The following is a 12,951-nucleotide window of genomic DNA, read 5'->3' as shown; positions in this document are numbered from 1 at the left end:
CGAAGGGGGGACGGATGATGATTTTCAAGCGGGCGGCCTGTCTGGCCGGTGCGGGCTTGCTGGCGGCCGGTATCGCGACCACGGCATATGCGCAATTGGCAGCACCGATCCAGAGCCCGGTGCCGCAGGGGATCGATGCACAGGACAGCGCGGGCTTCGCCAAGGGCAAATATGCCGCGCTGGACGCGCTGCCCGACTGGGGCGGCATCTGGTTCCTGGTCCGCTCCGCCGGGCCGCAAACGCAGCCGGTGCTGAAGGATGATTACGCCGCAGAGCGTGAACGCTGGCGGGCCGAAGTGCTGGCCAATGGCGGGGTGGAAAGGCGCAACCGATCAAATTGCAGCCCCCCCGGCCTGCCGCGCATCATGCGCCTGGCCCAATATCCTTATGAATTCCTGTTCACTCCGGGCCGCGTCACCATCAACCAGGAAGCCTGGATGCAGACGCGCACGATCTGGACCGATGGGCGCGAACATCCCCCGATCGAGGAGATCGACCCGACATTTCACGGCCATTCGATCGGCCATTGGGAAGGCGATACGCTGGTTGTCGATACAATCGGCATCTCGGACGAGCTGGAGTTCGGCGAAGGCGGGGTGCATTCCGACCAGTTCCGCCTGGTCGAACGGATCCACCTGTCACCCGACGATCCGGACGTGCTGGTCAATGAAATGACCATGACCGATCCGCTGGCGCTGGCCGAACCGTACAAGGTCGAAGCCCGCTACCGCCGGGACCGCCACGGCTCGCTGATCGAATTCCAGTGCTCCGAAAACGACCGCAATCCCGTCAACGAACATGGCGAGACGCTGTTTGAATGAGGGCGGCGCGTTCTCGCTGGCCGAGATGGGCCCGCAGCCCGGACGATGGGGATAAACACACAGCCGACCAGAAAACATGGCGGCACAAAGGGGAGGGGAAATCATGAATAAGAGAGGCTTTGAAGGATCGCGCCGGCGCTTGCAGCATTCGGCCGGGCTGGCCGCGATGGCGGCCATGCTGTCACTCGCGCCGCTATCGGCCGCAAGCGCGCAGGATGCCGAGGATGAACAGCCCGATCGCCGGGCGGAAAACGCCACGATCATCGTGACCGCGCAGTTCCGCGAACAGGTGCTGCAGGACGTTCCGATCTCCATCACGGCAGTCGATGCCGAAGAACTGGAACAGCGCAGCGTGCGGACGCTGGTGGATGTCGCGGATTCCGTGCCCAATGTGGAAATGACCACTGGCGGATCGGGCTATGGCGCCGGGACCAACCAGGCCTTCATTCGCGGCCTTGGCCAGATCGACTTCCTGACCACGTTCGAACCGCGCGTCGGCTTCTATGTCGATGATGTCTATTACGCGACCACTTACGGTTCGGTGTTCGACGTGCTCGACCTTGAACGGATCGAGGTGCTGCGCGGCCCGCAGGGGACGCTGTTCGGCCGCAATTCGGTCGGCGGGGCGATGCGCCTGATCTCCAAGAAGCCGAGCGGCGACAATAGCGGATATCTGGAAGTGACCGGCGGCAGCCGCAGCCGTTACCAGCTGCGCGGCGCCTATGATATCGGCATCAACGACATGCTGGCATTCCGCATGGTGGCAAGCGCCAAGGGGCAGGACGGCCATGTCGATCGCCTGAATTACCGCTGCGTGAACCCGCAATTCGGCAATGAACTGGTGGCCGGTCCGGGCATGGAAGCCTTTGGCGACGGCGATTGCAAGATCGGCACGCTGGGCGGCGGGGATAGCCACAGTTTCCGCGGCACGCTGGGCATCGAACCGAGCCCGGCGGTGAAGATCTACATCTCCGGCGATTACACCAAGGAAGTGTCCGAAGCCTCTGCCGAAGTGATCCTCGATGCGCAGGCTTCGCGGATCAATCCGGAAACCGGCCTCATCGGCGGCGGCTCCATCCCCGCGGGGGGAGAGTTCACCAATGGCCTTGCCACCTGGCTGCGCGGCCTGGGCACCAGCTATTACGGTTTCGATGTCAGCACGCAGGCACAGATGGACGAGGTGATCGCTTCCTTCGTCTCGCCCGACGGTTATTCCACCTATGCGCGTTACGGCAATGAACGCGTCGGCTTCTCCAACCCGGTCGAGGGGGAATATGAAGCGTTCGGCGGATCGATGACGGTGGAAGCCGACCTGTCCGATTCCATGCACGTGACCTCGATCACCGCCTATCGCGAATATGAAGGCGATTTCGGGCAGAGCCTGCTGGCCGTGCCGGTGGAAGAAGTGCGCAACGGGCTTAGCCACCGCCAGTTCAGCCAGGAATTGCGCCTGCTGGGCACCGCGTTTGACGGGTTGGTCGATTATACGCTGGGCGGCTATTACCTCGATACGCGCACGCTCAATCCCGCGCGCGTGCAGACCGAAGGGTTCATCCCCAGCGCGCTCGATTTCTTCAGCGACGACACTGCGACGCTGGAAAGCTATGCCTTTTTCGGCGCGGTGGACCTCCACCCGACCGACCGGCTGACGCTGAGCGCGGGCCTGCGCTATTCGAACGAGACGAAGACCTATACTTTCGACCGCGATTACACGCCTTCGGGGCTGGGTTTCCTCAACTTCGTGGCGAAGGGCGAGAACAAGGACGACCGGTTCAATCCGCGCGTGTCGATCAATTATGAAGTGACGCCGGAAGTGAATGTCTATGCGTCCTATTCCACCGGCTTCACCGCATCGGCATTCAATGCACGCCCCTTCGGCGCGAGCGGTATCTTCGCGTTGGAACCGGAAGAGGTGACGGCTTACGAGGCCGGCTTCAAGAGCAACCTGTTCGGCAATATGCTGCGCCTCAACGCGTCGGCCTTCCTGACCGAATTCGACGCGATCGTGGGCACTTTGAGCGATCCCACGGCGCGCAATGGCGGCTGCTTCCCCTTCTGTAACGACAATATCGGCAATGCCGAGATCAAGGGCTTTGAAGTCGAGGCCGTGGCCCGCCCGGCCTATGGCCTGATGCTGTCGGCCAATGCCGGATATACCGATTTCCAGTACAAGAAACTGCTCGCCGCTACGCAGGGCCTGACGCTGGACAGCCCGCAGACGCGCGTGCCGAAATGGAACCTGTCGGGCGCGGTCCAGTATGATTTCGAAGCCGGGAAGAACTCGCTGATCTCGCCCCGTGTCGATGTCAGCTATCGGTCGGACATCAGATATTCCAATAATGTCCTCGCCACTTCCTCGGTGCAGAAAGGATATGCGCTGGTGAATGCCCGGCTGACCTATCGGAACGAGGATCTCGGCTTCTCGATTTCGGGCGCGGTCACCAATCTGTTCGACAAATATTACCTGACCACGATCACCGACCAGCGTGAAAGCTTCGGCTTCCTCAGCGCCACGGTGGGCCGGCCGCGGGAATGGTCGATCACGCTCCGCAAGGATTTCTGATCGACGCGGAGGGCGGGCACTTCCCCGGCAGAAGGAAGGCCCGTCTCTCCGTTACGACCCGCGCGAACACGCTGGCCATGCCCAGGCCGATACCGTCAGCATGATTGGCTTTTGGCACAATCAAATTAAAAGGCAGCATGGGACAGGCACGAACCGGCGAACAGGAAAGCGAAGTCTCGGCGCGGGAGAAACCGCGCCCGAGCCGCCGCACGGGGCCGCTGGCCCGGTTGGTCAGCATGCGCATGGTGGTGCTGTTCAACCTCATGCGCCGTTCCAACCTGCTGACGCAGCGGCGCCTTCTGGGCCTGGCCGAAATCGAATGGCGCATCGTGGCCTATCTGGGCGAATTCGCGCCCCTTTCCCTCAACGGACTGGCCGAAATGCTGTTGCAGGATCGCGGCCAGTTAAGCCGCACTGTCAAGAGCATGGTGAAGCGCGGCCTGCTGACCCGCGAACGCAAGCCCGGCGGGCCGGAGATAGAGATCGACCTGTCCGCCGAGGGACAGGCGCTGCACCAAAAGATGATCGAACGCGCGATGGAGTGGGACCGGCGGCTGACCGAAGGGCTGGACCCGGCCGATCTGGAAACGGTCCGCCGCGCGCTGGATCACATGATCGGGCGCGCGGAAACCATCATGGAAGAAGAGCGCGAAGAGCACGGCGACTGACGCGGATCTTTCCGTTTCGGCACACCCCCGGTCCGGCCCCGATCCGGCCCCGGCCATGCCCGGCACGCATGAAGCACCCTCTCTTTTGATCTTGTCAAATTGGCCCTGCCCGTGCAGGATCGCGGCAAGAAAAGAACAGCCGGCGCGCCCGGTCACGGTGGAGAGGATGACATCTATGCGCGAGCAAACTCGCCTGTATCGACTTTGTGCGCTGCTGCCCGTTTCGCTGCTTTGCGGCACGGGCACAGCCCTGGCCGCGCAGGATCAGCATGCGCATACCCCCGTGGATGCCGGGGCGGCCCCCACTGAGACGAAATCGGTGCGCTGGTCCGATCCGGCCGCCTGGCCCGATGGCAAGGTTCCGGGTGAAGGCGATGCGGTGACGATCCCGCGCGGCATGGACGTGCTGCTGGATGTCAGCCCGCCCGCCCTGCGCAGCCTGACGGTGAACGGCAAGCTGCGCTTTTCGGACGAGCGCGATCTCGAACTCGTGTCCGACTGGATCTATGTGCCCGGCGGCGAGCTGGAGATCGGCACCGAAGACCGGCCGCACAGGCGCAAGGCCACGATCACGCTGACCGACAATGTCCCCGGCGAAGACATTAACACGATGGGCGATCGCGGCATCATCCTGCTGAACGGCACGCTGAACCTGCATGGCGACCGGGAAAACAGCTGGACCAAGCTGGCCCGCACGGCAGAGGCCGGCGCCACCAGCATCGAGGTGCTGGATGCCAATGGCTGGCGCAAGGGCGACGAGATCATCCTCGCTTCGACCGACTTCAATCCGCGGCAGGCGGAAAAACGCGTCGTCACCGCCATTGACGGGAACCGGATCACGCTCGACCGCCCGCTGGAATATATGCATTTCGGCGAGATTACCTTCGGCGTGGACGAACGCGGAGAGGTGGGCCTGCTGACGCGCAATATCCGCATCCAGGCGTCGGAGGATTCGCAGGAAACCTATTTCGGCGGCCACATAATGGCGATGGCCGGGTCCGAAATGTATATCGACAGTGTCGAACTGACGCGGATGGGCCAGCATCTGACGCTGGCGCGTTACCCGGTCCACTGGCACCTGATCGGCGAAGGGGCCGGGCAATATGTCCGCAATTCCTCGATCCACGACACGTTCAGCCGCTGCGTGACCGTGCACGGGACCAATAATCTGCTGGTGGAAGGCAATGTGACCTACAACACGGTGGGCCACTGCTTCTTCATGGAAGACGGGATCGAAACGGGCAACCAGTTCGTCCGCAATCTCGGCATCCAGACCAAGTGCCATCCGACCCTGCCCTGCGAACCGACCAATCTGTTCCTGGCCCACCAATCGACCGAGGGGCAGAAATCCGAACATATCCTGATCCCGTCGGATAATACGGTGTCCACTTTCTGGATCACCAATCCCGATAATATCTATCGCGACAATGTGGCGGCCGGGTCCGACCAGATCGGCTTCTGGATGGCGTTTCCCACCCATCCGACCGGCCAGTTCGAAGGGACGGAGATCAGCGCCAATACCTGGCCCGGACGGATGCAATTGCGCGAATTCAAGGGCAATGTTGCGCATTCCAATTTCGATGGCCTGATGCTGGATCGCGGCCCCGCGCCCGATGGCACTTTCGGCATTGCCGGCCCCAACCTCACCAGTCGGGAAGATCCCGCCGACCCGGCCAGCCCCGTGGTGATGGCGGTGTTCGAAGATTTCACCGGCTACAAGAACCGCAATGGCGCGATCTGGGGCCGGGGCGAATATCACCTCTACAAGGGTCTGAAACTGGCGGACAACGCCATCGGCTTCACCCACGCCACCAGCAGCCCGGGCATCGCGCCCTTCACCTCGCGCGTCGTGGATTCGCTGTTCGTCGGGGAAAGCGACAATATCGGCAATCCGACCACGCCCGAAGAAATCGCCTATGGCCGCAGCCTGCCCAGCGCCGCGCCCGATTTCCCGATCCGCGGATATGAATATTACGATTTCCACCACGAGGTGGAGAACACGCGGTTCGTCAATTTCATGCCCAACCAGCAACGCGATGCGGGCGCGCTGTCCTATCTGCTGTTTACCAGCTTCGGGATGAGCACGGAAAATTCGGTCAAGGGCCTCAGCTTCGAGAATGCGCAGCCGGTCAGCTTCCCGCCGATCCAGCGCCGCTGGGCATCGGATTACGGCCGCAGCGCCGCCTATAAGAGCGCCGCTTTCCGCGACCTGGACGGATCCGTCACCGGCATTCCCGGTGCCCATGTGGTCATCGACAACGGCATCGCCTCTGACGAGGAAAGCTGCGAGATCAAGGCCAGCTGGAATGCCGCCATCTGCGACGGCGATATCGGCCGTTTCAGCATCAGCGGCAATTTCAACGGGTTCGAGACCGGCCCCATCGCGGAACCGATCATCCTCCAGCGCAATGGCAAGAGGTTTGAATATATCGGCGAAACCACGATCGGCAGCGGCGCCGAATTGAGGGTGGAAACGGGCCGGGAGACATTGTCCCTCGCCCTGCGGGAAATGGACGAAGGCGCATTCGTGCTGTTCGAACTGCCCGGCTTCACCACTTCTGCCGGCGGCAGGCAGGAAGACAGCCTCGACGCGCTGCGCGCGGCGGACAGCACGGCCTATTTCAAGGATGGCGATACGCTGTGGGTCAAGCTGGTGGTGGAAGACGCCGCGGCGGACGGCCCCGTCATCGAAAAGGTCGGCAATCTTACCGCACAGGCCAGTATCGAAGTCGGCCGGGACCGCCTCGGCGGCTGACGGCAAGGGGGCGGCTGATTGCGTCATCCATCAGGCCCCCCTTCCGTACCGAATCCGGAAAAGCGGGAAAGTTCTCCGCCTGCATGAGTTGGGTTGAACACAGGGCAAGCTCGCGGAGAGATGCAGGATGACGAAAGATACGCGCAAGACGCAGGCCATGCCAGATGACGGGCCGGATAGTGGGCCGGATGACGGCCTGAAAGGCAGTGCCGACGGTGTGAACACGCAGGCGGAATGGAACGCCACCGGCGGCAGCCAGGCCGGCGCCCCCCGCCCCGATCCCCGCAAGACCAATTCCGACGATGACAAGCCGCGCTTCGCCGAAGGCGTGTTCGGCCATGGCGGCCAGTCACGAATGGGCTATCACGGCAAGGGCCAGCTGGGCGATCAGGAAGTCGAACCCGGCGGAAACCCCAATTCCGGCGCGAAGGAGGAATAGCCCCGCCCTCGCCCTGCCCCAAACCCCACCCGGCCCGAAACGCGCAGCTCTGGCGGCGGTTCGCCGCAGACATGTAAAGAAAACCGGAAAATATTTACACGTATGACAATCGTGATAAGCTTTTCCGCATATTCTTTGCATGAGACAATCTGTGGCCCTTGACCCGACCTACGCCATTCCAGACCTGCCGCCCCCCGGCCTCACTGAAACGCCCAGCGTCCTGAAGGCGCTTGCGCGCGCCCATCGCTTCCTTGCCGAGCTTAAAGGCCGCGCTGCAACCATTCCCAATCAGGGCATTCTGATTGACACGCTGTCGCTCCAGGAAGCGAAGGCGAGTTCCGAGATCGAGAACATCGTCACGACGCAAGACGAGCTCTTCCAGCTCAATGCATTCCCCGAAAGTGCGGGTTCCCCTGCGGCAAAAGAAGTGGCCCGATATCGGGACGCGCTGCGGTACGGATATGAGGAGCAACGGCGTCTCGACGGATTGCTCACGAACAACATGCTCATCGCCATGTTCCGCATTCTGAAGAAGAGCGATGGAACCTTCCGCGAAACACCGGGCACCGCACTCAAGAACGAAGGAACGGGCGCGCTTGTCTACATACCGCCTCAGGATGCGAAGGAAGTTCGCGATGAAATGGGGGCGCTGGAAAAGTTCATCAACGAAGATGGTGACGGGGCCGATCTCGACCCTTTGACCCGGATGGCAATCATCCATCACCAGTTCGAAAGCATCCACCCTTTCCCGGACGGGAATGGGCGCATCGGGCGCATCATCAACGTGCTCTATCTCACACGTTGCGGCTTGCTCGATATCCCGATCCTCTACCTCAGCCGTTACATCACCCAGAACAAGGCAGAGTATTATCGCCTGCTCCAGGCCGTACGTGAATCCGGTGAATGGGAAGAGTGGCTTCTCTACATGCTCAAGGGTGTGGAGGAGACTGCCATTGAAACCTTGCGATTGGTCGAAGCGATCCGGGGCCTGATGGCTGAGACGAAGCAACGGATGCGGACCGAGCACCCGAAAATCTACTCGCAGGACCTGCTCAACAATCTCTTCCGCCACCCGTATACGCGCATCGAATTCGTCCAGGAAGAGATTGGAGTCTCTCGTCCCACGGCGACCAAATATCTCGATGAACTCGCCGAAGGCGGGATGCTGTTCAAGCACCGCGAAGGTCGCAACAATTACTACATCAATCGGCCGCTGGTTGCCCTGTTCGTGGAGCGTGAACCGGAGGCAGGATAATTCGTGTCGCGGACCGAAGCTGAAAAACGCGCCGGTGGACAACAGGCTGGCCAAGTCCGCGCCGAAGATTACACTGGCCCGATCGCCGCACGCGACATGGAAGGGCCGCCCCGATGTATTCCAGCATTCTGGTCCCGATTGACCTGGACGAACCGAGTTCCTGGCAGAAATCCGTGCCCACGGCGCTGGCGCTGGGGCGCTGTTTCGATGCCCGGATCGCGCTGGCCCATGTGGTGCCGGAATCGCTGCTGACATTGAAGGGCCAGTGGTCCAGCCTTTCCGTCCGCCGGATGCTGGACGATCACCGCATCCGCCTGATGACACTGGCCGATGAACTGGCTGGGGGCGCCAGGGTGGAAGCGCATGTCACCAGCGGCAGCATTTATGACGGCATCCTGCAAATCGCCGCGGAAACGGGGGCGGATCTGATCGTCCTGGCATCGCACCGGCCGCAGATGAAGGATTACCTTATCGGCGCCAATGCCGCGCGCGTGGTGCGCCATGCGCGCTGTTCCGTCATGGTCGTACGCGATCAGGACAGCTGACAGGCGGGGAACGGGATGAAGCGCGAAGTACCGGAAGAACGCCGGGCGCTGCTGCGCGCGGAAGATCCCACCGGGATCGGCCAGGCGCAGGCGGCGCAACTGGCGGCACGTTTCGGCACCAATCGCATTGCGGAACACCGGGCCAGATCCGTGGGAGAGATCGCTGGCGATACCGCCCGTGACCCGATGTTGTGGTTCCTCGCCGCGACCAGCCTGATCTTCGCATTGCTGGGGGAATGGACCGATACGGTGGTGCTGCTGCTGGCCATCGTGCCGCTGGTGGGCATGGATTTCTATCTCCACCGCCGGACAGAAGCATCGGTGCAGGGGCTCAGCAGCGCGCTGGCAACTCATGCCCGCGTCATGCGGGACGGGCAGGAACGCCAGGTCCCGGCAAACGAACTGGTGCCCGGCGATCTGGTGCGGGTGAGAACGGGCGAACCCTTCCCCGCCGATGGCGTGATCCTGGCCGGGGGCAAGCTGCAAGCGGACGAATCCTCCCTTTCCGGAGAGGCTTATCCGGTGCCGAAAACGCCCCTGCCGGCGGGCGCACAAGGCGATCCGGAAGAACAGCACTGGGCCTTTGCGGGCACGCGGCTGCTGACGGGGGAGGCGCAGGTCCGCCTGATCTTCACCGGGGGCGATACTCTGTACGGAGAGATCGTGCGGGCAGCCACCGCCACGCGGAACGAACGCACGCCCTTGCAGGGGGATGTCGCCCGCCTCGTCCGCGCGCTGATCGTCATCGCGCTGGCCATCTGCCTGCTGCTGGCCGCTGTCCGCCTCTATCAGGGGCACGGGCTGATCGATGCATTCCTGAGCGCGGCCGTGCTGGCCGTGGCGGCCATTCCGGAAGAATTCCCGGTGGTGCTGACCTTCTTTCTCGGCGTCGGCGTCTATCGGCTTGCCCAGCACAAGGCGCTGGTCCGCCGGGCGGTGGTGGTGGAAAATATCGGGCGATTATCCGTCATTTGCAGCGACAAGACCGGGACCATCACCGAAGGCGTGCTGCGCCTGCACGAACTCCGCCCCGCCAGCGGCATCACGCAGGAACGGCTGCTGGAAATGGCCGCAATGGCATCGCGCCCCGGATCGCACGATCCGCTGGACGAGGCATTGCTGGCAGAAGCGCCCCCTGCCCCCGCCGGATCGCGCCTGCTGGCATCCTATCCCTTCACGGAGGCGCGGCGGCGCGAAGTCGCGATCTGGGAAGAAACGGGCCAGACCATCGCCGTGGCCAAGGGCGCGCCGGAAACGATCCTGCAATTATGCAGCCTTGGCGCGGAAGAAAGGGAACGGCGCGATGGAAAACTGGCCGCCATGTCGGCCAGCGGCCAGAAAGTCATCGCCTGCGCCCGGCGGAACGTGGCGACCACGGCGGAACCGGAGGGGGGTTTCAGCTTCACCGGCTTCATCGGCATTGCCGATCCGCTGCGCGAAGGGGTCCGCCAGGCAGTGGAGGATGCCCGGCAGGCAGGCATCCAGACCGTGATGGTGACGGGCGACCATCCGCAAACCGCGCAGGCCATCGCGCGTGAGGCGGGCCTTGCCGCCGACCCCGTGGTGCTTTCGGGAGACGAGATGGAGGCCCGGCTCGGGCAGGGCGACCGGGCATTCCTCGACAGTCTCGATGTCGTGGCGCGGGCGACCCCGGCGCAGAAAGTGCTGCTGGTGGAAGCAATGCGGGAAAGCGGCAGGATAAGTGCCGTCACCGGCGACGGCGTGAACGATGTGCCCGCGCTGAAAACCGCGGATATCGGCATCGCCATGGGCCGCCGGGGAACGCAAAGCGCGCGCGAAGTGGCCGCCATTGTCCTGATGGACGATAATTTCGGCACGATCGTGCGCGCCATTGCCGAAGGGCGCCAGCTGTTCCGCAATCTGACGCGCAGCTTCGCCTTCCTGCTGATGGTGCATATCCCGCTGGTGACGACGGCGGCCCTGATCCCCCTGCTCGGCTATCCGCTGCTCTATTTGCCGATCCATATCGTGATACTGGAACTGCTGATCCACCCGGCCGCCATTCTCGGCTTCCAGCAATTGCCCGATGGGCTGAAGGGCAGGAGGAAGATCGGCAAGGGCTTTTTCGACAAGGCCGAAACCGCCGTGATTATCGGCACGGGCATTCTCGTCACGATTGCGGTCGCGGCCCTGTTCATCGTGGTTGTGGGCAGCGGGGAACCGCCCGAACATGCGCGGACCATGGCGCTGATCTGCCTGATCGCCGCACTGGCGACCCTGCTCGCCGTGCTGACCGGGCTGCGCGGCCGGACAAGCCGGACAATCGCGGCGGCGGCGCTGGTCTTTTCCTTCGCGGCCACGCTCGCCCCGGTCCCGGCAGGCTGGCTCGATCTGCATCCGCTGAACCTGCCCGACTGGCTGACCGCCGCCGGCACCGGCATCGCCGCATCCCTGCCCGGCCTGCTGTTCCATGCCAAACCTGCCGGCCATCGGAAATCAGCACGCAAGGCGGGGTGACGGTGCCCGGCGCGGGAACGCCTGATCCGGGCACCGCGCCGTGTCGTGTCGTGTCGTGTCGTGTCGTGTCTTGTCGTGTCTTGTCGTTTGACGCCACCCGCGCACGGGGGCATGTAAATGCGCGGGCGGGCCTTCAGCCACAATAGGGAGCCGATCTCATCATGAAACCGTGGCAAGCCATTGTCGCCATCGTGGCAATCAGCCTGGGCCTCACGCTCATGGAAGTCCCTTCGCAGACCTGGTGGACTCCGGCCACGCTCAGTCTCGCTTGCGGCATTTCGGCGCTGGCACTGATGGCGACTGCCGCCATCCTGGCCGGAAGGTGGCCCTGGGTCGAAAGCCTGTTTGGCGGGCTGGACCGTGTGTATAATGTTCACAAGTGGCTCGGCATCTGGGCGCTGGCGCTGGCATCGGTGCACCTGCTTTTCAAAGCCGGGGATCCGCTGTGGCAGGCGGAAGCAATCCTGGCCTTGCCCGCCGCCACGACCCGTTTCGTGCGGCAGGCCAGTTTCGTGGCGCTGATGGTGATAGTGATCCTCGCGCTCAACCGGAACATTCCGTACAGCGTGTGGCGCTGGTGGCACCGCCTGTCAGGGCCGTTATTCCTGATTGTGCTTGCCCACTGGCTCAGCATCAAGTCCCCGATCGCACTTGGCAGCGCCGCCGGTTTGTGGCTGGCGGCCCTTGCCGCGCTGGGCGTGATCGCCGCGGCCTACAAGCTTCTGCTCTATCCGCTGGTGGCGCGCCATGGCCATTACCGGGTCGTCAACGTCCAGCGGGGCGCCGCCGCCGCCTCGATCGAACTCGAACCCGTCAGCCACCGCGCAGAATTCAGCCCGGGCCATTTCGGCTTCCTGCGGATGAAGGCAGACGGGCTGCGCGAACCGCATCCCTTCACCATTGCCTCGGCACCCACGCCCGAAGGGAAGATCACATTCGTCATCAGGGCGCTTGGCGATTACACGACCAGGCTGATCGCACAGGTCGAGCCGGGAATGCATGCCGATGTCTATGCCCCCTATGGCCGGTTCAGGAGAAAGCCGGAATGTGAACGGGAAATCTGGATCGGCGGCGGCGTGGGGATATCGCCCTTCATCGCGTGGCTGAACGACAAGGAAGCGGAACGCTTCGAACAGGTGACCCTGTTCTATTTCTTCACGCCCGGCCGGGTATTTCCCGATGTGTCTGTCCTTGAAGAGATGGCGCGGGAACGGGGCATCGAATTCGTGCCCATATCCACCGGCCCCAAATCCGAAGACTTCACGGCACGCTTCGCGGAGATTGTGCGGGCGGCGGACGCATCGCAAGTCGATATCGCGGTTTGCGGCCCGCAGGGGCTGCTGGATTCCATACGCCGCGCCGCACGCGAACAGGGCCTGCGCGACCGCAATATCCGCTACGAATTATTCGCCTTCCGATGATCGGGG

9 protein-coding genes are annotated in these 12,951 nt (G+C 63.1%); all 9 read left to right on the top strand.

Annotation, left to right across the window (positions count from 1 at the left end):
* The first annotated feature begins 14 nt into the window (after nt 1–14).
* The 9 genes from WYH_RS16155 (at nt 15) to WYH_RS16115 (ending at nt 12,945) form a co-directional block, all read left to right on the top strand.
* Nucleotides 15–821: a hypothetical protein gene (locus WYH_RS16155; RefSeq protein WP_053833712.1), complete on the top strand. Its 807-nt coding sequence runs from the start codon at nt 15–17 to the stop codon at nt 819–821.
* Between the two features lie 103 nt (nt 822–924).
* On the top strand, nt 925–3,384 hold the full coding sequence (locus WYH_RS16150; protein ID WP_046905303.1) for a TonB-dependent receptor: 2,460 nt from the start codon (nt 925–927) through the stop codon (nt 3,382–3,384).
* A 137-nt stretch (nt 3,385–3,521) separates the two neighbouring features.
* Nucleotides 3,522–4,052, top strand: coding sequence for a MarR family winged helix-turn-helix transcriptional regulator (locus WYH_RS16145; protein ID WP_046905302.1), 531 nt, complete (start codon nt 3,522–3,524; stop codon nt 4,050–4,052).
* Nucleotides 4,053–4,227: 175 nt separating this feature from the next.
* On the top strand, nt 4,228–6,807 hold the full coding sequence (locus WYH_RS16140) for a G8 domain-containing protein (RefSeq protein ID WP_053833711.1): 2,580 nt from the start codon (nt 4,228–4,230) through the stop codon (nt 6,805–6,807).
* Nucleotides 6,808–6,934: 127 nt separating this feature from the next.
* Nucleotides 6,935–7,246 carry a hypothetical protein gene (locus tag WYH_RS16135; RefSeq protein WP_046905301.1) on the top strand — a complete coding sequence of 104 codons (312 nt, stop codon included), beginning with the start codon at nt 6,935–6,937 and terminating at the stop codon, nt 7,244–7,246.
* 151 nt (nt 7,247–7,397) lie between these two features.
* The gene (locus tag WYH_RS16130; protein WP_328700739.1) at nt 7,398–8,501 is read left to right on the top strand and encodes a Fic family protein; all 1,104 of its coding nucleotides are present in this window, start codon (nt 7,398–7,400) and stop codon (nt 8,499–8,501) included.
* Between the two features lie 113 nt (nt 8,502–8,614).
* A complete protein-coding gene (locus WYH_RS16125; protein ID WP_046905299.1) occupies nt 8,615–9,046 on the top strand; it encodes a universal stress protein in 432 nt (143 codons plus the stop codon).
* Nucleotides 9,047–9,061: 15 nt separating this feature from the next.
* Nucleotides 9,062–11,524, top strand: coding sequence for a cation-translocating P-type ATPase (locus tag WYH_RS16120; RefSeq protein ID WP_046905298.1), 2,463 nt, complete (start codon nt 9,062–9,064; stop codon nt 11,522–11,524).
* Between the two features lie 161 nt (nt 11,525–11,685).
* On the top strand, nt 11,686–12,945 hold the full coding sequence (locus WYH_RS16115; RefSeq protein ID WP_046905297.1) for a ferredoxin reductase family protein: 1,260 nt from the start codon (nt 11,686–11,688) through the stop codon (nt 12,943–12,945).
* Nucleotides 12,946–12,951 lie beyond the last annotated feature (6 nt).

It is taken from the genome of Croceibacterium atlanticum, assembly GCF_001008165.2.
GTDB classification, from domain to species: domain Bacteria; phylum Pseudomonadota; class Alphaproteobacteria; order Sphingomonadales; family Sphingomonadaceae; genus Croceibacterium_C; species Croceibacterium_C atlanticum.
The sequence above is the reverse complement of the archived record's forward strand: the minus strand, read 5'-3'. Positions and strand labels throughout refer to the sequence as shown.